Annotated in this window: 21 protein-coding genes, 4 tRNA genes and 1 riboswitch; of the genes, 15 read left to right on the top strand and 10 right to left on the bottom strand. The window is 54.9% G+C overall.

The window, feature by feature from the left end:
* The first annotated feature begins 4 nt into the window (after positions 1-4).
* A complete protein-coding gene (gene dppD / locus LG383_RS17950; RefSeq protein WP_106995517.1) occupies positions 5-988 on the top strand; it encodes a dipeptide ABC transporter ATP-binding protein in 984 nt (327 codons plus the stop codon).
* Positions 985-1,998 carry a dipeptide ABC transporter ATP-binding subunit DppF gene (gene dppF / locus LG383_RS17945; RefSeq protein ID WP_106995518.1) on the top strand — a complete coding sequence of 338 codons (1,014 nt, stop codon included), beginning with the start codon at positions 985-987 and terminating at the stop codon, positions 1,996-1,998. The genes dppD and dppF overlap by 4 nt, the downstream gene beginning before the upstream one ends.
* A 52-nt stretch (positions 1,999-2,050) precedes the next feature.
* Here dppF and coaA read toward each other — a convergent pair whose 3' ends face one another.
* Complete coding sequence (gene coaA, locus LG383_RS17940) at positions 2,051-3,001, bottom strand: type I pantothenate kinase (RefSeq protein WP_106995519.1); 951 nt, start codon at positions 2,999-3,001, stop codon at positions 2,051-2,053.
* Between the two features lie 336 nt (positions 3,002-3,337).
* Between coaA and LG383_RS17935 the strand changes: the two genes are divergently transcribed.
* The 13 genes from LG383_RS17935 (at position 3,338) to rpoC (ending at position 17,405) form a co-directional block, all read left to right on the top strand.
* Positions 3,338-3,413 (top strand) — tRNA-Thr (locus LG383_RS17935).
* An 8-nt stretch (positions 3,414-3,421) separates the two neighbouring features.
* Positions 3,422-3,506: transfer RNA gene (locus tag LG383_RS17930), tRNA-Tyr, on the top strand.
* 117 nt (positions 3,507-3,623) lie between these two features.
* Positions 3,624-3,698, top strand: a tRNA-Gly gene (locus LG383_RS17925).
* A 6-nt stretch (positions 3,699-3,704) separates the two neighbouring features.
* Positions 3,705-3,780, top strand: a tRNA-Thr gene (locus LG383_RS17920).
* Positions 3,781-3,898: 118 nt separating this feature from the next.
* Positions 3,899-5,083, top strand: coding sequence for an elongation factor Tu (gene tuf / locus LG383_RS17915; RefSeq protein WP_225759827.1), 1,185 nt, complete (start codon positions 3,899-3,901; stop codon positions 5,081-5,083).
* 231 nt (positions 5,084-5,314) lie between these two features.
* Positions 5,315-5,698: a preprotein translocase subunit SecE gene (secE, locus tag LG383_RS17910; protein WP_003862342.1), complete on the top strand. Its 384-nt coding sequence runs from the start codon at positions 5,315-5,317 to the stop codon at positions 5,696-5,698.
* 1 nt (position 5,699) lies between these two features.
* Complete coding sequence (gene nusG / locus LG383_RS17905; RefSeq protein ID WP_106996043.1) at positions 5,700-6,245, top strand: transcription termination/antitermination protein NusG; 546 nt, start codon at positions 5,700-5,702, stop codon at positions 6,243-6,245.
* Between the two features lie 156 nt (positions 6,246-6,401).
* A complete protein-coding gene (gene rplK / locus LG383_RS17900; RefSeq protein ID WP_032615878.1) occupies positions 6,402-6,830 on the top strand; it encodes a 50S ribosomal protein L11 in 429 nt (142 codons plus the stop codon).
* 3 nt (positions 6,831-6,833) lie between these two features.
* Positions 6,834-7,538 carry a 50S ribosomal protein L1 gene (gene rplA, locus LG383_RS17895; RefSeq protein WP_006176745.1) on the top strand — a complete coding sequence of 235 codons (705 nt, stop codon included), beginning with the start codon at positions 6,834-6,836 and terminating at the stop codon, positions 7,536-7,538.
* 291 nt (positions 7,539-7,829) lie between these two features.
* Entirely contained in the window at positions 7,830-8,327 is a 498-nt protein-coding gene (rplJ, locus tag LG383_RS17890; RefSeq protein ID WP_024548056.1) for a 50S ribosomal protein L10, read from the top strand.
* Between the two features lie 66 nt (positions 8,328-8,393).
* Positions 8,394-8,759: a 50S ribosomal protein L7/L12 gene (gene rplL / locus LG383_RS17885; RefSeq protein ID WP_106996044.1), complete on the top strand. Its 366-nt coding sequence runs from the start codon at positions 8,394-8,396 to the stop codon at positions 8,757-8,759.
* Positions 8,760-9,076: 317 nt separating this feature from the next.
* A complete protein-coding gene (gene rpoB / locus LG383_RS17880; protein WP_106996045.1) occupies positions 9,077-13,105 on the top strand; it encodes a DNA-directed RNA polymerase subunit beta in 4,029 nt (1,342 codons plus the stop codon).
* Positions 13,106-13,181: 76 nt separating this feature from the next.
* Positions 13,182-17,405 (top strand): DNA-directed RNA polymerase subunit beta', encoded by a 4,224-nt coding sequence (rpoC, locus tag LG383_RS17875; protein ID WP_225759826.1) that lies wholly within the window; start codon positions 13,182-13,184, stop codon positions 17,403-17,405.
* A 157-nt stretch (positions 17,406-17,562) separates the two neighbouring features.
* Here rpoC and LG383_RS17870 read toward each other — a convergent pair whose 3' ends face one another.
* From LG383_RS17870 to rsd, 9 genes are all read right to left on the bottom strand, one after another.
* Complete coding sequence (locus LG383_RS17870; RefSeq protein WP_032615888.1) at positions 17,563-17,880, bottom strand: PTS lactose/cellobiose transporter subunit IIA; 318 nt, start codon at positions 17,878-17,880, stop codon at positions 17,563-17,565.
* Between the two features lie 3 nt (positions 17,881-17,883).
* Entirely contained in the window at positions 17,884-18,189 is a 306-nt protein-coding gene (locus LG383_RS17865; RefSeq protein WP_039028885.1) for a PTS sugar transporter subunit IIB, read from the bottom strand.
* A gap of 291 nt (positions 18,190-18,480) precedes the next feature.
* The gene (gene thiH / locus LG383_RS17860; RefSeq protein ID WP_225759825.1) at positions 18,481-19,614 is read right to left on the bottom strand and encodes a 2-iminoacetate synthase ThiH; all 1,134 of its coding nucleotides are present in this window, start codon (positions 19,612-19,614) and stop codon (positions 18,481-18,483) included.
* A complete protein-coding gene (thiG, locus tag LG383_RS17855; RefSeq protein WP_225759824.1) occupies positions 19,611-20,381 on the bottom strand; it encodes a thiazole synthase in 771 nt (256 codons plus the stop codon). Before thiG ends, thiH begins: the two co-directional genes overlap by 4 nt.
* A 1-nt stretch (position 20,382) precedes the next feature.
* Entirely contained in the window at positions 20,383-20,583 is a 201-nt protein-coding gene (gene thiS, locus LG383_RS17850) for a sulfur carrier protein ThiS (protein WP_225759823.1), read from the bottom strand.
* Entirely contained in the window at positions 20,567-21,322 is a 756-nt protein-coding gene (locus LG383_RS17845; protein ID WP_225759822.1) for a HesA/MoeB/ThiF family protein, read from the bottom strand. The genes thiS and LG383_RS17845 overlap by 17 nt, the downstream gene beginning before the upstream one ends.
* Positions 21,315-21,950: a thiamine phosphate synthase gene (gene thiE / locus LG383_RS17840; RefSeq protein WP_225759821.1), complete on the bottom strand. Its 636-nt coding sequence runs from the start codon at positions 21,948-21,950 to the stop codon at positions 21,315-21,317. Before thiE ends, LG383_RS17845 begins: the two co-directional genes overlap by 8 nt.
* Positions 21,950-23,845 carry a phosphomethylpyrimidine synthase ThiC gene (gene thiC / locus LG383_RS17835; protein ID WP_225759820.1) on the bottom strand — a complete coding sequence of 632 codons (1,896 nt, stop codon included), beginning with the start codon at positions 23,843-23,845 and terminating at the stop codon, positions 21,950-21,952. Before thiC ends, thiE begins: the two co-directional genes overlap by 1 nt.
* A 76-nt stretch (positions 23,846-23,921) precedes the next feature.
* A riboswitch (TPP riboswitch) is annotated at positions 23,922-24,030 on the bottom strand.
* Positions 24,031-24,083: 53 nt separating this feature from the next.
* The gene (rsd, locus tag LG383_RS17830) at positions 24,084-24,581 is read right to left on the bottom strand and encodes a sigma D regulator (RefSeq protein ID WP_225759819.1); all 498 of its coding nucleotides are present in this window, start codon (positions 24,579-24,581) and stop codon (positions 24,084-24,086) included.
* Between the last annotated feature and the right edge of the window lie 10 nt (positions 24,582-24,591).

The following is a 24,591-nucleotide window of genomic DNA, read 5'->3' as shown; positions in this document are numbered from 1 at the left end:
CGAGATGGCGTTATTAAATGTAGATAAATTATCGGTGCACTTCGGTGAAGTGGGCTCCGAGTTTCGCGCCGTAGATCGGGTTAGCTACAGCGTAAATCAGGGTGAAGTGGTCGGCATTGTCGGTGAGTCAGGTTCCGGTAAATCGGTAAGCTCGCTGGCGATCATGGGGCTGATTGATTACCCCGGCCGCGTAATGGCGGAAAGCCTGGAGTTCAACGGCCAGGATCTGAAGCGTATCTCTGAAAAAGAGCGTCGCAACCTGGTTGGCGCCGAAGTGGCGATGATCTTCCAGGACCCGATGACCAGCCTTAACCCGTGCTACACCGTCGGTTTCCAGATCATGGAAGCGATTAAGGTGCATCAGGGTGGGAATAAGCAAACCCGTCGTCAGCGGGCGATTGACCTGCTGAACCAGGTGGGTATTCCCGATCCGGCCTCGCGTCTGGATGTGTATCCGCACCAGCTGTCCGGTGGGATGAGCCAGCGCGTGATGATCGCCATGGCCATTGCCTGTCGTCCGAAGCTGCTGATTGCCGACGAACCGACGACTGCGCTGGACGTGACCATTCAGGCGCAGATCATCGAGCTGCTGCTGGAGCTGCAGCAGAAAGAGAACATGGCGCTGATCCTGATCACCCATGACCTGGCGTTAGTGGCCGAAGCAGCGCACAAAATTATCGTGATGTACGCCGGGCAGGTGGTTGAAACCGGCAACTCGCACGATATCTTCCGCGCGCCGCGTCATCCGTATACCCAGGCCCTGCTGCGCGCCCTGCCGGAGTTTGCTCAGGACAAGGCGCGTCTGGCGTCACTGCCGGGCGTGGTACCGGGTAAATACGATCGCCCGACCGGCTGTCTGCTGAACCCGCGCTGCCCGTATGCCACGGACAAATGCCGTATCGATGAGCCGGATCTCTATACCCTCAGCGATGGCCGTCAGTCTAAATGCCACTACCCACTCGATGACGCCGGGAGGCCCACACTATGAGTACGCAAGAGGCCACCCTGCAACAGCCGCTGTTGCAGGCTATCGACCTGAAAAAACACTACCCGGTGAAGAAGGGGCTGTTTGCTCCGGAACGCCTGGTGAAAGCGCTGGATGGCGTCTCCTTTACCCTGGAGCGCGGCAAAACGCTGGCAGTAGTGGGGGAGTCCGGCTGCGGGAAATCCACCCTCGGCCGTCTGCTGACCATGATTGAAACCCCGACCGGGGGCGAGCTGTACTATCAGGGGCAGGATCTGCTCAAGCACGATCCCGACGCGCAGAAGCTGCGTCGCCAGAAAATCCAGATTGTGTTCCAGAACCCGTACGGTTCCCTGAACCCGCGTAAGAAAGTGGGTCAGATTCTGGAGGAGCCGCTGCAGATCAACTCCACGTTGAGCAAAGAGCAGCGTCGCGAGAAGGCGCTGGCGATGATGGCGAAAGTGGGGCTCAAGACCGAGCACTACGATCGTTATCCGCATATGTTCTCCGGCGGCCAGCGTCAGCGTATCGCTATTGCCCGTGGTCTGATGCTCGACCCGGATGTGGTGATTGCCGATGAACCGGTCTCCGCGCTCGACGTTTCCGTCCGTGCGCAGGTACTGAACCTGATGATGGATCTGCAGCAGGATTTAGGCCTGTCGTACGTCTTCATCTCCCATGACCTGTCGGTGGTGGAGCACATTGCTGACGAGGTGATGGTGATGTATCTGGGACGCTGTGTGGAGAAGGGGACGAAAGACCAGATCTTTAATAACCCGCGCCACCCTTATACCCAGGCGTTACTCTCTGCGACACCGCGTCTGAATCCGGATGAACGTCGGGAACGTATTAAGCTCACCGGCGAGCTGCCGAGCCCGCTCAACCCGCCGCCGGGCTGCGCCTTCAACGCCCGCTGCCGTCGTCGCTTTGGGCCGTGCACCCAGCTGCAACCGCAGTTAAAAGACTACGGCGGTCAACTGGTGGCCTGCTTCGCGGTCGATCAGGATGAAAACGGCGAGAAGCCTCAGGCGTAAGCCATAAAAAAACCGGCGATAATCGCCGGTTTTTTATTGGGATGATGAAAGACTATTTTCGTAAACGCACATGGTCGACAGCGTGTTTCTCACTCTTGGTGAGGATCAGGCTGGCGCGTTCGCGGGTCGGCAGGATGTTCTCTTTCAGGTTCACGTAGTTGATCTCATTCCACAGCGAGGTAGCCACATTAATAGCCTCTTCTTTCGAGAGCTGGGCGTAGTTATGGAAGTAAGAGTCCGGATCGGTGAACGCCCCTTCACGGAACTTAAGGAAGCGATTGATATACCAGTTCTGCAGCAGATCTTCCGGCGCATCCACATAGATAGAGAAATCAACAAAGTCAGACACGAATACATGATGCGGATCGTGAGGATAATCCATTCCGCTCTGCAGAACGTTTAACCCTTCCAGAATCAGGATGTCCGGCTGCACCACCGTTTTATCCCCGTCAGGGATACGGTCGTAAATCAGGTGTGAATAGACCGGGGCCGTCACGTTCGGCACGCCGGATTTCAGATCCGACACGAATTTCACCAGACGGTGCATATCATAAGAGAGGGGGAAGCCCTTCTTCTTCATCAGACCGCGTTCTTTTAATACCTCGTTCGGATGCAGAAAACCGTCGGTGGTGATCAGCTCCACGCTGCGATGTTCCGGCCAGCGACTCAGGAGCGCCTGCAGAACACGCGCGGTGGTGCTTTTACCCACGGCGACGCTACCGGCAATACTGATGATATAAGGAATGCGCTGCCCGTTAGTACCGAGGAACTGCTCCAGTACGGCCTGCCGGCGAAGGTTGGAACTGATATAGAAATTCAGCAAACGCGATAGAGGCAAATATATTTCGGCCACTTCTTCAAGCGACAGGTCTTCGTTTATCCCTTTTAACCGTGCGATTTCGCCTTCCGTTAAGGTCATAGGAACGGAGTCACGCAGAGCAGCCCACTGGCTGCGGCTAAACTGGAGATAAGGCGTCATTAACGTTTGCTCTTTTTTGCTCATAAGCATGCTTGAGTGAGGCGTCTATCCCACATCAGAGGCTAGCCATGCGGGGGAAGGCACATCACATAATAGTTAATTTTGGACAATGCGCAGGAGGTTAACACCAGATGAGCCGAATAATAAGAAAAAATATGGCCCAGTGTTGCGTTAAGCGTGAATCGTCACAGACCGGGTTTGCCCCCTTTTCAGGGCGATAAATGCTGAATATTTGCCCGCATTTGCCTGGAATTACAGCGTTATTCGCTCTCCTCGCACAAAATGTGAGCGAAAGAACGATTTATGCAAATTTTTAGTTGCATGAACCCGCGGGTCTCCCTAAAATGCGCGCTACTTGATGCCGACTTAGCTCAGTAGGTAGAGCAACTGACTTGTAATCAGTAGGTCACCAGTTCGATTCCGGTAGTCGGCACCATCAAGTCCGGTGGGGTTCCCGAGCGGCCAAAGGGAGCAGACTGTAAATCTGCCGTCACAGACTTCGAAGGTTCGAATCCTTCCCCCACCACCACTTTCTGGCAGCGTTAACGCCGCCGGAGCTGGTTGAAAAAATTAGCCAGCTCGAACTTAAAAAGAGAGAAATCTCTTTTTTTGTTACAGAAAGAACTGGGTAGCCGAGTTTCAGGATGCGGGCATCGTATAATGGCTATTACCTCAGCCTTCCAAGCTGATGATGCGGGTTCGATTCCCGCTGCCCGCTCCAATACGTGCTGATATGGCTCAGTTGGTAGAGCGCACCCTTGGTAAGGGTGAGGTCCCCAGTTCGACTCTGGGTATCAGCACCACTTCACTTCTCCCTCCCGTTTCTCTCTGTTTCAATTTAAATGAATTCAACAGTTCAGGCATTTCGCCTGGTTGATGTGGTGATATCACCGATTTATCCGTGTCTTAGAGGGACAATCGATGTCTAAAGAAAAGTTTGAACGTACAAAACCGCACGTTAACGTCGGTACTATCGGCCACGTTGACCATGGTAAAACAACGCTGACCGCTGCAATCACTACCGTTCTGGCAAAAACCTACGGTGGTTCTGCTCGCGCATTCGATCAGATCGATAACGCACCAGAAGAAAAAGCTCGTGGTATCACCATCAACACTTCCCACGTTGAATATGACACCCCGACTCGCCACTACGCACACGTAGACTGCCCGGGCCACGCCGACTATGTTAAAAACATGATCACCGGTGCTGCGCAGATGGACGGCGCGATCCTGGTTGTTGCTGCGACTGACGGCCCTATGCCTCAGACCCGTGAGCACATCCTGCTGGGTCGTCAGGTAGGCGTTCCTTTCATCATCGTGTTCCTGAACAAATGCGACATGGTTGATGACGAAGAGCTGCTGGAACTGGTTGAGATGGAAGTTCGTGAACTTCTGTCCCAGTACGACTTCCCGGGCGACGACACCCCAATCGTTCGTGGTTCTGCACTGAAAGCGCTGGAAGGCGAAGCACAGTGGGAAGAGAAAATCATCGAACTGGCTGGCTTCCTGGATTCCTACATCCCAGAGCCAGAGCGTGCGATTGACAAGCCGTTCCTGCTGCCTATCGAAGACGTATTCTCTATCTCCGGCCGTGGTACTGTTGTTACCGGTCGTGTAGAGCGCGGCATCATCAAAGTGGGTGAAGAAGTTGAAATCGTTGGTATCAAAGATACTGCGAAATCAACCTGTACCGGCGTTGAAATGTTCCGCAAACTGCTGGACGAAGGTCGTGCAGGCGAGAACTGCGGCGTTCTGCTGCGTGGTATCAAGCGTGAAGAGATCCAGCGTGGCCAGGTTCTGGCTAAGCCAGGCTCTATCAAGCCGCACACCAAGTTCGAATCTGAAGTGTACATCCTGTCCAAAGACGAAGGCGGCCGTCATACTCCGTTCTTCAAAGGCTACCGTCCACAGTTCTACTTCCGTACTACTGACGTGACCGGTACCATCGAACTGCCAGAAGGCGTTGAGATGGTAATGCCAGGCGACAACATCAAGATGGTTGTTACCCTGATCCACCCAATCGCGATGGATGACGGTCTGCGTTTCGCAATCCGTGAAGGTGGCCGTACCGTTGGTGCGGGCGTTGTTGCTAAAGTTCTCGGCTAATTGCTGATAACATTTGACGCAATGCGCATGAAAAGGGCATCATTTGATGCCCTTTTTGCACGCTTTCGAACCAGAACCTGGCTCATCAGTGATTTTATTTGTCATAATCATTGCTGAGACAGGCTCTGAAGAGGGCGTTTTTAGTCCGAAACGCAACAGAGCATTTCGGTTTGGTTCGCCTCGCTATCGCGGGGTGAAAATGTTTGTAGAATACTTCTGACAGGTTGGTTTATGAGTGCGAATACCGAAGCTCAAGGGAGCGGGCGCGGCCTGGAAGCGATGAAATGGGTAGTAGTAGCCGTATTGTTGATCGTAGCAATCGTGGGCAACTACCTGTATCGCGACATGATGCTGCCGCTACGCGCGCTTGCAGTGGTAATTCTGATTGCTGCAGCGGGTGGTGTCGCGCTGTTGACGACCAAAGGTAAAGCGACCGTTGCTTTTGCCCGCGAAGCGAGAACCGAAGTCCGTAAGGTCATTTGGCCGACTCGCCAGGAAACATTGCACACCACGCTGATTGTAGCTGCGGTTACCGCTGTAATGTCACTGATCCTGTGGGGACTGGATGGTATTCTGGTTCGCCTGGTATCCTTTATCACTGGCCTGAGGTTCTGAGATGTCTGAAGCCCCTAAAAAGCGCTGGTACGTCGTTCAGGCGTTTTCCGGTTTTGAAGGCCGCGTAGCTACGTCGCTGCGTGAGCATATCAAATTACACAATATGGAAGAGTTGTTTGGCGATGTTATGGTTCCGACCGAAGAAGTGGTCGAGATCCGTGGTGGCCAGCGTCGCAAAAGCGAACGCAAATTCTTCCCAGGTTACGTGCTTGTTCAGATGGTGATGAACGATGCAAGCTGGCACTTAGTGCGCAGCGTACCGCGCGTAATGGGCTTTATCGGCGGCACGTCTGACCGTCCGGCGCCAATCAGCGATAAAGAAGTTGATGCGATTATGAACCGCCTGCAGCAGGTTGGGGATAAGCCGCGTCCGAAAACGCTGTTTGAACCGGGTGAAATGGTTCGTGTTAATGACGGTCCGTTTGCTGACTTTAACGGCGTGGTTGAAGAAGTGGACTACGAGAAGTCCCGCCTGAAAGTTTCCGTTTCTATCTTCGGTCGTGCGACCCCGGTAGAACTGGACTTTGCCCAGGTAGAAAAAGCCTAAGCAGCGATCAAAAAAGCGACGATTTAATCGTTGCACAGGGCGCGAGATTGGAATACAATTTCGCGCCTTTTGTTTTTATGGGCCCCGGCCTGTAAAACGATTTTTATTCACGGGGAGCCTCCTTGAGGCGCTATTACCCAATCAGAGGATTTTAGAATGGCTAAGAAAGTACAAGCCTACGTCAAGCTGCAGGTTGCAGCTGGTATGGCGAACCCAAGTCCACCAGTTGGTCCAGCTCTGGGTCAGCAAGGTGTGAACATCATGGAATTCTGTAAAGCGTTCAACGCCAAAACCGAATCCCTGGAAAAAGGTCTGCCAATCCCAGTCGTAATCACTGTTTACGCTGACCGTTCTTTCACTTTCGTTACCAAGACCCCGCCGGCAGCAGTACTGCTGAAAAAAGCGGCTGGTATCAAGTCTGGTTCCGGTAAGCCGAACAAAGATAAAGTTGGTAAAATTTCCCGCGCTCAGCTGCAGGAAATCGCGCAGACCAAAGCTGCCGACATGACTGGTTCCGACGTTGAAGCGATGACTCGCTCCATCGAAGGTACTGCACGTTCCATGGGCCTGGTAGTGGAGGACTAAGAAATGGCTAAACTGACCAAGCGCATGTCCGTGATCCGTGACAAAGTTGATGCGACCAAACAGTACGACATCAACGAAGCTATCGCTCTGCTGAAAGAACTGGCTACCGCTAAGTTCGTTGAAAGCGTTGACGTTGCTGTTAACCTGGGCATCGATGCTCGTAAATCCGATCAGAACGTTCGTGGCGCAACTGTACTGCCACACGGTACTGGCCGTTCCGTACGCGTAGCTGTATTTGCTCAGGGTGCAAACGCTGAAGCTGCTAAAGCTGCCGGCGCTGAACTGGTAGGTATGGAAGATCTGGCTGATCAGATCAAGAAAGGCGAAATGAACTTTGACGTTGTTATTGCTTCCCCGGATGCAATGCGCGTTGTTGGCCAACTCGGCCAGGTTCTGGGTCCACGCGGCCTGATGCCAAACCCGAAAGTTGGTACTGTAACTCCTAACGTTGCTGAAGCAGTTAAGAACGCTAAAGCAGGTCAGGTTCGTTATCGTAACGACAAAAACGGCATCATCCACACCACCATCGGTAAAGTGGACTTTGACGCTGACAAACTGAAAGAAAACCTGGAATCTCTGCTGGTTGCGCTGAAAAAAGCAAAACCAACTCAGGCGAAAGGCGTGTACATCAAGAAAGTTAGCATCTCCACCACCATGGGTGCGGGTGTTGCAGTTGACCAGGCTGGCCTGAGCGCTGCTGCAAACTAATGCCTTTACGTGGGCGGTGGATTTGTCTACAATCTTACCCCCACGTTTGCTAACAATAGTTAGCGGCTAAAAGATTTGTTCGTTGGAGCCTGGCCTAATCCAGGCCTCCGTCGAAGACCGCAGGTGTTTCGCAAGAGACTTAATCCCCTGCGTAGACGGTGACAGAACGCTAAGATTATTTTTGGATACTCTGGCTTGTTTCTGCTCACCGTATTAAGACGCTCTTTCCGTTGGACTGAGTGAAGTGAGTTCCGGAACATGAGTTCCGGCAAACATCCAGGAGCAAAGCTAATGGCTTTAAATCTTCAAGACAAACAAGCGATTGTTGCTGAAGTCAGCGAAGTAGCCAAAGGCGCGCTGTCTGCAGTAGTTGCGGATTCCCGTGGCGTTACTGTAGATAAAATGACTGAACTGCGTAAAGCAGGTCGTGAAGCTGGCGTTTACATGCGTGTTGTTCGTAACACCCTGCTGCGCCGCGTAGTTGAAGGTACTCAGTTCGAGTGCCTGAAAGACACGTTTGTTGGTCCAACCTTGATTGCATATTCTATGGAACACCCGGGCGCTGCTGCTCGTCTGTTCAAAGATTTCGCGAAAGCGAATGCAAAATTTGAGGTTAAAGCTGCAGCCTTTGAAGGTGAGTTGATCCCGGCATCGCAAATCGATCGCCTGGCAACCCTGCCGACCTACGAAGAAGCAATTGCACGCCTGATGGCAACCATGAAAGAAGCTTCGGCTGGCAAACTGGTTCGCACTCTGGCTGCTGTTCGCGATGCGAAAGAAGCTGCTTAATAGCAGTCATCTTTATCAAGTATTCGCTTACGTATAAACTTATTCTGATTTTCAGGAACAATTTAAATGTCTATCACTAAAGATCAAATCATTGAAGCAGTTGCAGCTATGTCCGTAATGGACGTTGTAGAACTGATCTCTGCAATGGAAGAAAAATTCGGTGTTTCCGCTGCTGCTGCTGTAGCTGTAGCTGCTGGCCCGGCTGAAGTAGCTGAAGAAAAAACTGAATTCGACGTAATTCTGAAAGCTGCTGGCGCTAACAAAGTTGCCGTAATCAAAGCAGTACGTTCTGCAACTGGCCTGGGTCTGAAAGAAGCTAAAGACCTGGTAGAATCTGCTCCAGCTGCGCTGAAAGAAGGCGTGAGCAAAGATGACGCAGAAGCACTGAAAAAATCTCTGGAAGAAGCTGGCGCTGAAGTTGAAGTTAAATAAGCCAACCCTTCCGGTTGCAGCCTGAGAAATTAGGCTGATGGCTGGTGACTTTTAGTCACCAGCCTTTTTGCGCTGTAAGGCGCCAGTAGCGTTTCACACTGTTTGACTGCTGGCTGTCCTGACAATGCTTGTTTCTATCGACGACTTAATATACTGCGACAGGGTGCTCGCTCTGGGTAAATCGCAATGAAATGGTTTAAGCGTGATAGCAACAGGCATTGCGGAAAGTGTTCGATTTTCCGATCAACAAAATGGTGTTGCACAAACTGTCCGTCAATGGACAGATGCGTCGACTTGTCAGCGAGCTGAGGAACCCTATGGTTTACTCCTATACCGAGAAAAAACGTATTCGTAAGGATTTTGGTAAACGTCCACAAGTTCTGGACATTCCATATCTCCTTTCTATCCAGCTTGACTCGTTCCAGAAGTTTATCGAGCAAGATCCTGAAGGGCAGTACGGTCTGGAAGCCGCCTTCCGTTCCGTGTTCCCGATTAAGAGCTACAGCGGTAATTCCGAGCTGCAATACGTCAGCTACCGCCTTGGCGAACCGGTATTTGACGTTCAGGAATGTCAAATCCGTGGCGTGACCTACTCGGCACCGCTGCGCGTTAAGCTGCGTCTGGTGATCTACGAGCGCGAAGCGCCGGAAGGCACCGTTAAAGACATTAAAGAACAAGAAGTCTACATGGGCGAAATTCCGCTCATGACCGACAACGGTACTTTCGTAATCAACGGTACTGAGCGTGTTATCGTTTCCCAGCTGCACCGTAGCCCGGGCGTCTTCTTCGACAGCGATAAAGGTAAAACGCACTCATCCGGTAAAGTACTGTATAACGCACGTATCATTCCTTACCGTGGTTCCTGGCTGGACTTCGAGTTCGATCCGAAAGACAACCTGTTTGTCCGTATCGACCGTCGTCGTAAACTGCCTGCGACCATTATTCTGCGTGCTCTGCAATACACCACTGAGCAGATTCTTGATCTGTTCTTTGAGAAAGTTGTCTTTGAAATTCGCGACAACAAGCTGCAAATGGAGCTGGTGCCTGAGCGTCTGCGTGGTGATACCGCGTCGTTCGACATCGAAGCCGACGGCAAAGTGTATGTGGAAAAAGGCCGCCGTATTACCGCGCGCCACATCCGTCAGCTGGAAAAAGATGATATCAAACACATCGAAGTCCCGGTTGAATACATTGCTGGAAAAGTAGCTGCAAAAGATTACGTTGATGCATCCACTGGCGAGCTGATCTGCCCGGCTAACATGGAGCTGAGTCTGGATCTGCTGGCTAAGCTTAGCCAGTCTGGCCACAAGCGTATCGAAACGCTGTTCACCAACGATCTGGACCACGGTCCATACATGTCGGAAACGATTCGCGTCGACCCGACCACCGATCGTCTGAGCGCGCTGGTAGAAATCTACCGCATGATGCGTCCTGGTGAGCCACCAACTCGCGAAGCGGCTGAAAGCCTGTTCGAGAACCTGTTCTTCTCCGAAGACCGCTACGATCTCTCCGCGGTTGGTCGTATGAAGTTCAACCGTTCTCTGCTGCGTGATGCGATCGAAGGTTCCGGTATCCTGAGCAAAGAAGACATCATCGAAGTGATGAAGAAGCTCATCGATATCCGTAACGGCAAAGGCGAAGTGGACGATATCGACCACCTCGGCAACCGTCGTATCCGTTCCGTAGGCGAAATGGCGGAAAACCAGTTCCGCGTTGGCCTGGTGCGTGTAGAGCGTGCGGTGAAAGAGCGTCTGTCTCTGGGCGATCTGGATACCCTGATGCCTCAGGATATGATCAACGCCAAGCCGATCTCCGCAGCAGTGAAAGAGTTCTTTGGTTCCAGCCAGCTGTCTCAGTTTATGGACCAGAACAACCCGCTGTCTGAGATCACGCACAAGCGTCGTATCTCTGCCCTCGGCCCAGGCGGTCTGACCCGTGAACGTGCAGGCTTTGAAGTTCGAGACGTACACCCGACTCACTACGGTCGCGTATGTCCTATCGAAACGCCTGAAGGTCCAAACATCGGTCTGATCAACTCCCTGTCCGTGTACGCACAGACTAACGAATACGGTTTCCTTGAGACCCCGTATCGTAAAGTGACTGACGGTGTTGTAACCGACGAAATTCACTACCTGTCTGCTATCGAAGAAGGTAACTACGTCATCGCTCAGGCGAACTCCAACCTGGATGACGAAGGCCACTTTGAAGAAGACCTGGTAACCTGCCGTAGCAAAGGTGAATCGAGCTTGTTCAGTCGTGACCAGGTTGACTACATGGACGTTTCCACTCAACAGGTGGTTTCCGTCGGTGCGTCCCTGATCCCGTTCCTGGAACACGATGACGCCAACCGTGCATTGATGGGTGCGAACATGCAACGTCAGGCGGTTCCAACTCTGCGCGCTGATAAGCCGCTGGTTGGTACCGGTATGGAACGTGCTGTTGCCGTTGACTCCGGTGTTACTGCAGTTGCTAAACGTGGCGGTACTGTTCAGTACGTCGATGCTTCCCGTATCGTTATCAAAGTTAACGAAGACGAGATGCATGCAGGCGAAGCGGGTATCGACATCTATAACCTGACCAAGTACACCCGTTCTAACCAGAACACCTGTATCAACCAGATGCCATGTGTTTCTCTGGGTGAGCCAATTGAGCGCGGCGACGTGCTGGCTGACGGCCCGTCCACCGACCTCGGTGAACTGGCGCTCGGTCAGAACATGCGCGTAGCGTTCATGCCGTGGAATGGTTACAACTTCGAAGACTCCATCCTCGTCTCCGAGCGTGTGGTTCAGGAAGATCGTTTCACTACTATTCACATCCAGGAACTGGCATGTGTGTCCCGTGACACCAAGCTGGGGCCAGAAGAGATCACCGCTGACATCCCGAACGTGGGTGAAGCTGCGCTCTCCAAACTGGATGAATCCGGTATCGTTTACATCGGTGCAGAAGTGACCGGCGGCGACATTCTGGTTGGTAAGGTTACGCCGAAAGGTGAAACCCAGCTGACGCCAGAAGAGAAACTGCTGCGCGCGATCTTCGGTGAGAAAGCGTCTGACGTTAAAGACTCTTCTCTGCGTGTGCCGAACGGTGTTTCCGGTACGGTTATCGACGTTCAGGTCTTTACTCGCGATGGCGTAGAAAAAGACAAACGTGCGCTCGAAATCGAAGAGATGCAACTGAAGCAGGCTAAGAAAGACCTGTCTGAAGAGCTGCAGATCCTCGAAGCTGGCCTGTTTAGTCGTATCTACGCGGTGCTGGTTGCCGGTGGTGTTGAAGCTGAGAAGCTCGACAAACTGCCACGCGACCGCTGGCTGGAACTGGGCCTGGCCGACGAAGAGAAACAAAATCAGCTGGAACAGCTGGCTGAGCAGTACGACGAACTGAAACACGAGTTCGAGAAAAAACTCGAAGCAAAACGCCGCAAAATCACTCAGGGCGACGATCTGGCACCAGGCGTGCTGAAGATTGTTAAGGTCTATCTGGCCGTTAAACGTCAGATCCAGCCTGGTGATAAGATGGCAGGTCGTCACGGTAACAAGGGTGTTATCTCTAAGATCAACCCGATCGAAGATATGCCGCACGATGCTAACGGTACGCCGGTAGATATCGTACTGAACCCGCTGGGCGTACCGTCTCGTATGAACATTGGTCAGATCCTCGAAACTCACCTGGGTATGGCTGCGAAAGGTATCGGCGATAAGATCAACGCCATGCTGAAGCAGCAGGAAGAAGTCGCGAAACTGCGCGAATTCATCCAGCGTGCGTACGATCTGGGTACTGATGTTCGTCAGAAAGTCGACCTGAACACCTTCAGCGATGAAGAAGTGCTGCGTCTGGCTGAGAACCTGAAAAAAGGTATGCCAATCGCAACGCCAGTCTTCGATGGTGCGAAAGAGTCTGAAATCAAGGAACTGTTACAGCTGGGTGGCCTGCCAAGTTCTGGTCAGATCACACTGTTCGACGGTCGTACCGGTGAGCAGTTCGAGCGCCAGGTAACCGTGGGTTACATGTACATGCTGAAACTGAACCACCTGGTTGATGACAAGATGCACGCGCGTTCTACCGGTTCTTACAGCCTGGTTACTCAGCAGCCGCTGGGTGGTAAGGCGCAGTTCGGTGGTCAGCGCTTCGGGGAGATGGAAGTGTGGGCGCTGGAAGCATATGGCGCAGCATACACCCTGCAGGAAATGCTCACCGTTAAGTCTGATGACGTGAACGGTCGTACCAAGATGTATAAAAACATCGTGGACGGCAACCATCAGATGGAACCGGGCATGCCAGAGTCCTTCAACGTACTGTTGAAAGAGATTCGTTCGCTGGGTATCAACATCGAACTGGAAGACGAGTAACTCTCGCTCAAACAGGTCACTGGTGCCGGAGTAGTTTCCGGCACCAGATTGTGCTAACTCCGACGGGAGCAAATCCGTGAAAGACTTATTAAAGTTTCTGAAAGCGCAAACTAAAACCGAAGAGTTTGATGCGATCAAAATTGCTCTGGCCTCGCCAGACATGATCCGTTCATGGTCTTTTGGTGAAGTTAAAAAGCCAGAAACCATCAACTACCGTACGTTCAAACCTGAGCGTGACGGCCTTTTCTGTGCGCGTATTTTCGGGCCAGTAAAAGATTACGAGTGCCTGTGCGGTAAGTACAAGCGCCTGAAACACCGTGGTGTGATCTGTGAGAAGTGCGGCGTTGAAGTGACCCAGACTAAAGTGCGTCGTGAGCGCATGGGCCACATCGAGCTGGCGTCTCCGACTGCCCACATCTGGTTCCTGAAATCTCTGCCGTCCCGTATCGGTCTGCTGCTGGATATGCCGCTGCGCGATATCGAACGTGTTCTGTACTTCGAATCTTATGTCGTTATCGAAGGCGGCATGACCAATCTGGAACGTAACCAGATCCTGACCGAAGAACAGTATCTCGACGCGCTGGAAGAGTTCGGTGACGAATTCGACGCGAAGATGGGTGCGGAAGCGATCCAGGCCCTGCTGAAGAGCATGGATCTGGAGCAAGAGTGTGAAACTCTGCGTGAAGAGCTGAACGAAACCAACTCCGAAACCAAGCGTAAAAAGCTGACCAAGCGTATCAAACTGCTGGAAGCGTTCGTTCAGTCTGGTAACAAACCAGAGTGGATGATCCTGACCGTTCTGCCGGTTCTGCCGCCAGATCTGCGTCCGCTGGTACCGCTGGATGGTGGTCGTTTCGCGACATCTGACCTGAACGATCTGTATCGTCGCGTCATTAACCGTAACAACCGTCTGAAGCGTCTGCTGGATCTGGCTGCGCCAGATATCATCGTACGCAACGAAAAACGTATGCTGCAGGAAGCGGTAGATGCCCTGCTGGATAACGGTCGTCGCGGTCGTGCGATCACCGGTTCTAACAAGCGTCCTCTGAAATCTTTGGCCGACATGATCAAAGGTAAACAGGGTCGTTTCCGTCAGAACCTGCTCGGTAAGCGTGTTGACTACTCCGGTCGTTCTGTAATCACCGTAGGTCCATACCTGCGTCTGCATCAGTGCGGTCTGCCGAAGAAAATGGCACTGGAGCTGTTCAAACCGTTCATTTACGGCAAGCTGGAACTGCGTGGCCTGGCCACCACCATCAAAGCCGCGAAGAAAATGGTTGAGCGTGAAGAAGCTGTCGTTTGGGATATCCTGGACGAAGTTATCCGCGAACACCCGGTACTGCTGAACCGTGCACCAACCCTGCACCGTCTGGGTATCCAGGCCTTTGAGCCAGTACTGATCGAAGGTAAAGCTATCCAGCTGCACCCGCTGGTTTGTGCGGCATACAACGCCGACTTCGATGGTGACCAGATGGCAGTACACGTACCGCTGACGCTGGAAGCCCAGCTCGAAGCGCGTGCGCTGATGATGTCTACCAACAACATCCTGTCCCCAGCGAACGGTGAACCAATTATCGTTCCTTCTCAGGACGTTGTACTGGGTCTGTACTACATGACCCGTGACTGTGTTAACGCCAAAGGCGAAGGCATGGTGCTGACTGGCCCTAAAGAAGCTGAGCGTATTTATCGCGCTGGCCTGGCCTCTCTGCATGCGCGTGTAAAAGTGCGTATCACCGAGTATGAAAAAGCTGAAAACGGCGAACTCGTTGCGAAAACCAGCCTGATCGACACGACAGTTGGCCGTGCGATTCTGTGGATGATCGTACCGAAAGGTCTGCCTTTCTCCATCGTCAACCAGGCGCTGGGCAAGAAAGCGATCTCCAAGATGCTGAACACCTGTTACCGCATCCTGGGCCTGAAGCCGACCGTTATCTTCGCTGACCAGACAATGTACACCGGCTTTGCTTATGCAGCGCGTTCAGGTGCCTCTGTTGGTATCGATGACATGGTCATCCCAGAGAAGAAATACGAGATCATCTCTGAAGCGGAAGCCGAAGTTGCTGAGATCCAGGAGCAGTTCCAGTCTGGTCTGGTTACCGCGGGCGAACGCTATAACAAAGTTATCGATATCTGGGCAGCGGCGAACGATCGTGTATCCAAAGCGATGATGGACAACCTGCAGACCGAAACCGTTATTAACCGTGACGGCGTCGAAGAGCAGCAGGTTTCCTTCAACAGCATCTACATGATGGCCGACTCCGGTGCGCGTGGTTCTGCAGCACAGATTCGTCAGCTGGCAGGTATGCGTGGTCTGATGGCGAAGCCAGATGGCTCCATCATCGAAACGCCAATCACCGCGAACTTCCGTGAAGGTCTGAACGTACTCCAGTACTTCATCTCCACTCACGGTGCGCGTAAAGGTCTGGCGGATACCGCACTGAAAACTGCGAACTCCGGTTATCTGACGCGTCGTCTGGTAGACGTTGCGCAGGATCTGGTTGTGACCGAAGACGATTGTGGCACCCTCGAAGGTATCACCATGACCCCGGTTATCGAGGGTGGTGATGTTAAAGAGCCGCTGCGCGATCGCGTTCTGGGCCGTGTGACTGCAGAAGACATTCTGAAGCCGGGTACCGCAGACATTCTGGTTCCACGCAACACGCTGCTGCACGAGCATTGGTGTGACCTGCTGGAAGCGAACTCTGTTGACTCCGTCAAGGTACGTTCTGTCGTATCTTGTGACACCGACTTTGGTGTATGTGCGCACTGCTACGGTCGTGACCTGGCGCGTGGCCACATCATCAACAAAGGTGAAGCGATCGGTGTTATCGCGGCACAGTCCATCGGTGAGCCGGGTACACAGCTGACGATGCGTACGTTCCACATCGGTGGTGCGGCATCTCGTGCGGCTGCTGAATCCAGCATCCAGGTGAAGAACAAAGGTAGCATCAAGCTCAGCAACGCGAAGTCGGTTGTGAACTCTGCCGGTAAGCTGGTTGTGACGTCTCGTAACACCGAGCTGAAGCTGATCGACGAATTCGGTCGTACCAAAGAGAGCTATAAAGTGCCTTACGGCGCGGTAATGGGCAAAGGTGATGGTGAGCAGGTTGCAGGCGGCGAAACCGTAGCAAACTGGGATCCGCACACCATGCCGGTTATCACCGAAGTGGCTGGTTTCATCCGCTTCACCGATATGATCGACGGCCAGACGATTACTCGTCAGACCGACGACCTGACCGGCCTCTCTTCCTTGGTGGTTCTGGATTCTGCAGAACGTACCGCGGGTGGTAAAGATCTGCGTCCAGCACTGAAAATCGTTGACGCTAACGGTAACGACGTTCTGATCCCGGGCACCGACATGCCAGCTCAGTACTTCCTGCCAGGTAAAGCGATTGTTCAGCTGGAAGATGGTATTCAGATCGGTGCGGGTGATGCTCTGGCGCGTATTCCTCAGGAATCCAGCGGTACCAAAGATATCACCGGTGGTCTGCCACGCGTTGCGGACCTGTTCGAAGCACGTCGTCCGAAAGAGCCAGCAATCCTGGCTGAAATCAGCGGTATCATTTCCTTCGGTAAAGAGACCAAAGGGAAGCGCCGTCTGGTGATCACGCCGCTGGATGGCAGCGATCCGTACGAAGAGATGATTCCAAAATGGCGTCAGCTCAACGTGTTTGAAGGTGAACGTGTAGAACGTGGTGACGTGGTTTCCGACGGTCCGGAAGCACCGCACGACATTCTGCGTCTTCGTGGCGTCCACGCGGTAACGCGTTACATCACCAACGAAGTACAGGACGTTTACCGTCTGCAAGGCGTTAAGATCAACGATAAGCACATCGAAGTTATCGTTCGTCAGATGCTGCGTAAAGCCACCATCGTGAATGCCGGTAGCTCCGACTTCCTCGAAGGTGAGCAGGTTGAATACTCTCGCGTCAAGATTGCTAACCGCGATCTGGAATCGAATGGCAAGCTCAGTGCGACCTTCGCACGTGACCTGCTGGGTATCACCAAAGCGTCTCTGGCAACCGAGTCCTTCATCTCCGCGGCATCGTTCCAGGAGACCACTCGTGTGCTTACCGAAGCAGCCGTTGCGGGCAAACGCGACGAACTGCGCGGTCTGAAAGAGAACGTTATCGTGGGTCGTCTGATCCCGGCCGGTACCGGTTATGCGTACCACCAGGATCGTATGCGCCGTCGCGCAGCGGGCGAAATCCCTGCTGCACCACAGGTGACTGCTGAAGATGCATCTGCCAGCCTGGCAGAGCTGCTGAACGCAGGCCTGGGCGGTTCTGACAACGAGTAATCGTTACGTCAGCCCATAAAAAAACCCGCTTCGGCGGGTTTTTTTTTGCGCTTATCCGGCTGGGGTTCGGTGCTGCTATTGCCGGGTGGCGCTGCGCTTACCCGGCCTACGGTTCGGGGCCGTTGTAGGCCCGGTAAGCGTAGCGCCACCCGGCGTGTTAGTTCACCAGCGGCAACCGGCGATACAGCTCGATCATGTCGCCCGCCAGATCCTGAATCACCATCGCGTTCATCAGGTGATCCTGAGAGTGAACGGTAATCAGGTTAACCGGCAGCTTGCCGGTTCCTTCATCCATACCAATCAGCTTTGTCTGGATGGTGTGCGCATGCTTAACAAATTCGCGCGACTCTTCCATCGCCTTTTCCGCATCGGCAAAATCGCCTTTGCGCGCCATCTGCAATGCGGTTAGTGCTGAGCTACGGGCTGCACCGGCATTCACCAGCAGCTCCATAATGATGGTTTCTAAATCTTCCATGGGTCACTCCAGCAGTTTGAGGGCTTTTTCGAGAACGGCATCGCCTTTCATCATGCCGTAATCCATCATGTCGATAACGGCGACTTTTTTACCCAGCGGTTCTGCCTGTGCCTGGAGATTATTGAGTTCGTATTTGACCTGCGGGCCAAGCAACACAATGTCGGCTGCGGCGATTTCATCTTTAAACTCAGCAACCGGTACGGCTTTGATGGTTACTTCGACCCCTTTTTTCTGCGCGGCGTCTTTCATGCGTTGGACCAGCATGCTGGTGGACATTCCCGCTGCACAGCATAAAACGATGTTCTTCATAGTCAGCCTCAATGTACATGTGTTTATTGATAATTATCCCGCGCAGCTCGCTTCGACAACCGCGTTACCGCGATTGTGTGTGAGTCATCACAAAGAAACCCGCATTTTCTGAAACCGGTTACAACTGTTACAGAGCAGGGAAGGCAGGGCGAAACGAGGAAGAAGCTTTCCGCCCTGGTCAGCATCCCCTGCTGACGTAATAAGCGTAAAAAATAGATACCCAGGCTGGCAATGGCCCGTTGATGAAGTTACGTGAAGCCTCGTAATAACTTCTTCGGCTTACACTCTCTTTCAGCCTGACTGCGAGGCGCGTCCCAGCCAGCTATCCCAGTCTTTCCATACCGGCTGCAATCCCTGCTGGGTGAGCGCCCCGGCCACCTCTTCCGGGCGACGGTTATCGTGCGGAGCAAACTGCTCCAGCTCGGGATGGTCGTCGGCATAACCGCCGGGCTGAGTTTTGGAAAAGGCGCTGACGTTGTTGATCGCCAGGGGAATGACGCGATCGCGAAACGCCGGCGACTCCCGGGTAGACAGGGAGAGCTCCACATCCGGCGCCAGCAGACGAAACGCGCAGATGGTCTGCACCAGCTGACGTTCATCCATGATCGACGCTGGCTGGATCCCACCGGCACACGGGCGCAATCGGGGGAAGGAGATGGAATACCGGCTCTGCCAGTAGTGTTGCTGCAACCACAGGAGATGTTCCGCCACCATAAAGTTGTCGACCCGCCAGCTGTCAGAGAGCCCGGTTAATGCCCCGAGGCCGATCTTGTCGATCCCGGCGCGACCCAGCCGATCCGGGGTCTCCAGCCGCCAGAAGAAGTCCTGCTTTTTTCCTTTCAGGTGGTGCTGAGCATACACCGCCTCGTGGTAGGTCTCCTGATAGACCAGCACGCCATCCAGCCCCAGCGTTTTCAGCTCGCCATATTCGGCCTGTGACAGGGGTTGCACCTCCATCTGCAACGAGGCGAACTGGCGGCGAATGGCCGGGAGATGGCGGCGAAAATAGTCCATTCCGACCTTAGTCTGGTGTTCGCCGGTGACCAGCAGCAGATGCTCAAAGCCCATCTCGCGGATCGCGGCACACTCCCGGGCAATCTCATTTTCATCCAGCGTTTTGCGCTTGATGTGATTACTCATTGAGAAGCCGCAGTAGGTGCAGTCGTTGGCGCACAGGTTGGAGAGATAGAGCGGGACATAAAAGCTCACCGTATTGCCAAAACGCTGGCGGGTCAGGCGCTGGGCACGCTGGGCTATCGGCTCCAGATACGCGCTGGCGGCGGGGGAGAGCAGGGCCATCATGTCCTCGCGCGACGGCTGCCGGGCATTCAGGGCGCGCTCAACGTCCGCCGGGGTTTTGCTGTTGATGCGCAGGCGAATATCGTCCCAGTTGAGCTGGCGCCAGCGATCGGTAAAGGTATTCATGAGAAGGCCTCCAGAAACCCGGTTAACGGGCTGGTGGCCTGAGCTTCAAGGCTGCGGGAGCCGGGGCCTGACTGGCGGGCCAATACGCCAGCCTCCACCGCCAGACGAAACGCCCGGGCCATCATCACCGGATCGTCCGCAACCGCAATGGCGGTGTTAACCAGCACCGCATCGGCCCCCATCTCAAGCGCCTGCGCGGCATGGCTGGGCACGCCGATCCCGGCATCCACCACTACCGGCACGGTCGCCTGTTGAATGATGATCTCCAGCATCGCACGGGTCTCCAGCCCCTGGTTGGAACCAATCGGCGCCCCGAGTGGCATCACCGCCGCGCAGCCCGCCTCTTCGAGCCGTTTGCACAGCACCGGATCGGCCCCGCAGTACGGCAGCACCGTGAACCCCTCTTTGACCAGCATCTCCGCCGCTTTCAGCGTCTCGATGGGATCGGGCAGCAACCAGCGGGCATCGGGATGGATCTCCAGCTTGAGCCAGCGTGTCCCCAGCGCCTCGCGCGCCAGCCGGGCGGCGAACACGGCTTCCTCCGCGGTTTTGGCCCCGGAAGTATTGGGCAGCAGAGTGACGCCCGCCGCCAGCAGCGGGGCCAGAATGGCGTCATTGTGATTGCGCAGGTCGACGCGCTTCATCGCCAGGGTCACCAGCTGGCTGCCGCTCTCACGAATGGCGTCCACCATCAGCTGCGGCGAGGCGAACTTGCCGGTGCCGGTAAATAAATGAGAATCAAAACTTTTATCCGCAATGCGTAACATTTCAGCCTCCGGCAATCACCTGAAAGAGCAGGATCTGATCGCCTTCGCGAACCTGCTGTTTATCCCACTGCTCGCGCGGCAGGATCTGTTGATTCAGGGCCAGTGCGACCCCGGGTTTTAACTGGCGCAGCTGGTGGAGCAGGGTGGCGACGGTTAAGCCGTCCACGCACTGCATCGGTTCATCGTTAAACAGGATCCGCATGCTGGCCTCCACATACCTGGCAGCCACTGGCGCGCTGTAGGGCCAGCTGCCGCCAGTTTCCTGCCCGGGCATCAAACAGGCGCAGCGCATTGCGCGGGGACTCGATGCCGCTGAGCAGCTTGATCGCCTCCAGCGCCTGTAAGGTTCCCATCACGCCCACCACCGGCCCGACGATACCCGCGGTGCGGCAGTTGCGTTGCGGCTCGTCGTCTTCCGGCCACAGGCAGCGGTAGCAGCCCTGCGTCCAGGGCGGCGTCAGCACCATCATCTGCCCGCCAAAGCCGACGGCGCTGGCGGTGATGAGCGGGGTGTTGAGCATTACGCAGGCGGCGTTGATCGCCTGGCGGGTGGCCATGTTATCGGTGCAGTCCAGCACCACGTCGGCGCGGGCGATCTCCTCCTGCAGGGCCTGGCCTTCCAGGCGAGTCTGCAGGGCAATCAGCCGGATATCCGGATTGAGCTGCTGCAAACGGCGCTGCGTCACCTGCGCTTTCGGCTGGGCGATATCGTCGTTGGTAAACATAATCTGGCGCTGCAAATTACTCAGATGCACCTCGTCATCGTCGGTCAGCACCAGCGTGCCGATCCCGGCCCCGGCCAGGTACAGCGCCGCCGGGGCACCTAACCCGCCAAGGCCGATCAGTAACACCCGGCTGGCGAGCAGCTTCTGCTGCCCGTCAATGGCGATATCCTCCAGCAGGATCTGACGGCTGTAGCGCATAAAGTCACGGTCATTCATCGTCCACCCCCGCCAGTTGCAGTAGCTGCGCCGTTGCCGCCTGCCACTCCTCGGCCTGAGTGATGGCGCTGACTACCGCAATGCTGCCCACCCCGGTCGCCAACACCGCCGGGGCGCGTTCAAGGCTGATACCGCCGATGGCGACGGTAGGGTAATCCGCAAGGCGTTCGATATGCCGGGCCAGCTGTTCCAGCCCCTGAGGGGCGGAAGGCATCTGCTTGGTCTGAGTGGGGAAAACGTGCCCCAGGGCGATGTAGGAGGGACGCGCTGCCAGCGCCACGTCGATCTCCATGTCGTCATGGGTCGAGACGCCGAGGCGTAATCCGGCGGCGCGAATGGCCTCAAGATCGGTGGTTTCCAGATCCTCCTGACCCAGATGCACACCGTAAGCCTGATGCTTGATCGCCAGCCGCCAGTAGTCGTTGATGAACAGGCGGGCGTCGTAGCGACGCCCCAGGGCAATGGCCGCCACGATATCGGCCTCCACCTCATCATCCTGCTTATCCTTGATACGCAGCTGGATAGTTTTTACGCCCGCGGCCAGCAGACGTTCGATCCAGGCCACGCTGTTGACCACCGGATAGAGTCCGAGACGAAAGGGCACCGAAGGAAAGTTGGGCTGATACATTACGCCTCCTCTTTCTTGAGATAGATCTCGCCGCCCCGGGCGCGGAAGGTTTCTGACATGTCAGCCATCCCCACTTCGATGGTCTGCGCCGCAGCGTAATCGCGCACCTCCTGGCTGATTTTCATCGAGCAGAATTTCGGTCCACACATGGAGCAGAAGTGCGCCACTTTGCCCGACTCCTGGGGCAGGGTTTCGTCGTGGTAGGCGCGGGCGGTGAACGGGTCGAGGGCGAGGTTGAACTGATCTTCCCAGCGGAATTCGAAGCGCGCTTTCGACATGGCGTTATCGCGGATTTGCGCACCCGGATGGCCCTTCGCCAGGTCGGCGGCATGGGCAGCAATCTTGTAGGTGATCAGCCCCTGTTTGACGTCCTCTTTGTTCGGCAGGCCAAGATGCTCTTTCGGCGTGACGTAGCAAAGCATGGCGCAGCCAAACCAGCCGATCATCGCCGCGCCAATCCCGGAGGTGAAGTGGTCATAGCCCGGTGCGATATCAGTGGTCAACGGTCCGAGGGTGTAGAACGGCGCTTCGTGACAGTGCTCCAGCTCCTCGGTCATGTTGCGGCGGATCATCTGCATTGGTACGTGGCCCGGACCTTCAATCATCACCTGGACGTCATACTCCCAGGCGATTTTGGTCAGCTCGCCCAGGGTATGGAGTTCGGCAAACTGCGCTTCGTCGTTGGCGTCGCGAATGGAGCCCGGACGCAAGCCGTCGCCCAGCGACAGGGAGACGTCGTACGCGGCGCAGATTTCGCAGATCTCGCGGAAGTGCTCATACAGGAAGTTCTCCTGATGATGGGAGAGGCACCATTTCGCCATGATCGACCCGCCGCGGGAGACGATGCCGGTCAGGCGTTTAGCGGTCATCGGCACGTAGCGCAGCAGCACGCCTGCATGAATGGTGAAGTAGTCCACGCCCTGCTCGGCCTGCTCCAGCAGGGTGTCGCGGAACGCTTCCCAGGTGAGATCTTCCGCAATGCCGTTTACCTTCTCCAGCGCCTGGTAGATAGGCACCGTCCCGATCGGCACCGGGCTGTTACGCAGGATCCACTCGCGCGTTTCGTGAATATAGCGCCCGGTGGAGAGGTCCATCACCGTGTCCGCACCCCAGCGGGTGGACCAGACCAGTTTCTCTACCTCTTCTTCGATGGAAGAGGTGACCGCCGAGTTACCGATGTTGGCATTCACCTTCACCAGGAAGTTACGCCCGATGATCATCGGCTCTGATTCCGGGTGGTTGATGTTGGCCGGGATAATGGCGCGACCCGCGGCCACTTCGTCACGGACAAATTCCGGGGTGATGTTCTCCGGCAGGCGGGCACCAAAGCCTTCGCCCGGATGCTGATGGCGCAGCACCTCGCCACGAATGCGCTCGCGGCCCATGTTTTCGCGGATGGCGATAAACTCCATCTCCGGGGTCACGATCCCCTGGCGGGCGTAGTGCAACTGGGTCACGCACTTGCCCGCTCTGGCACGCTTCGGCGTCAGCAGGCCGGTGAAGCGCAGCTCGTCCAGACCGTCGTCGGCCAGCCGCTCCCGGGTATAGGCCGAGCTTTGCTCGTTCAGGGCTTCGCAGTCGTTACGGGCGTCGATCCACGGCTGGCGCAGCCTGGCCAGCCCCTGCTGGACGTTAATGGCAATCGCCGGATCGCCATAAGGCCCGGAGGTGTCGTAGACCGGTACCGCTTCGTTCTCTTCAAACTGCGGGTTCTCTTTGCTGCCGCCGATCAGCGTCGGGCTGAGCTGGATCTCGCGCATTGGCACGCGGATATCATCCTGCGAACCCGTCAGATAGATGCGTTTCGAGTTAGGGAAAGCGGTGCCTTCCAGGGTGTCGATAAAATGTTGGGCGTGTGCGCGCTGTTCGCGGCGGGTCATTTTTGTGGCAGACATAGCTCGTTCCAGTAAGTTCAGGAAGTGGCTTGTCAGACGACGGATGAAGCAAGAGAGGATCGCCCTTGGGCGATACAATAAATTGACTCTTGTTCCCTTCGCAGGTCTTAACCTGATCAGGTTCCGCGGATCCCGAATTAACGGTCTCAGCCCGGCTTTCGCACTGGGCACTCCGACAAGAATATGCTCCCCTACAGCGGGAGCAGTGAATGTAAACTACGCGTTAACGAGAAATAACTCAAGCCGGTCGGGCGACGTTATCTTCGTTACTCACTTTCAGATTGTGATCCAGCGCAAGGGCGATCAGGTTGTCTTCCAGGGTGAAGCGTTGCTCCAGCGCCTCGCCGATATCGGAGAGCGCCTGCTGGAATTCGAGATAGTTATCCTGATCGATGGCGTTTTCGAGCGTGGAGTCGTAGTAATCCATGATTTGCTGAGTATTGGCTTCCAGCAGGGGGTAGAGTCTGGTGGCGGCTAACTGCGGGCTATCACCTTCCAGGTCACGGATAATGCGCTCATAAATATTGAAATGCCCGTTAGAAAGGTAATCGACCAGACTCTGACAAAAATCGTCCAGCGCTTTTTCGTTGAGGCGCATATAAGATTCTTTGCCAGGCTTAATGCCAACGAGATTGTAATAGGCAACAAGCAGATGTTTACGCACGTGCAGCCAGCGATCGACCAGTTTGTTACTTCCGCCAACGCGCTCTGTCAGGTTTTCTAGCTGGTTTAGCATGTTTGACTCC

This window comes from Leclercia sp. Marseille-Q4284 (assembly GCF_916618945.1).
GTDB classification, from domain to species: domain Bacteria; phylum Pseudomonadota; class Gammaproteobacteria; order Enterobacterales; family Enterobacteriaceae; genus Enterobacter; species Enterobacter tamurae.
This window is presented reverse-complemented; position numbering and strand designations above follow the sequence as displayed.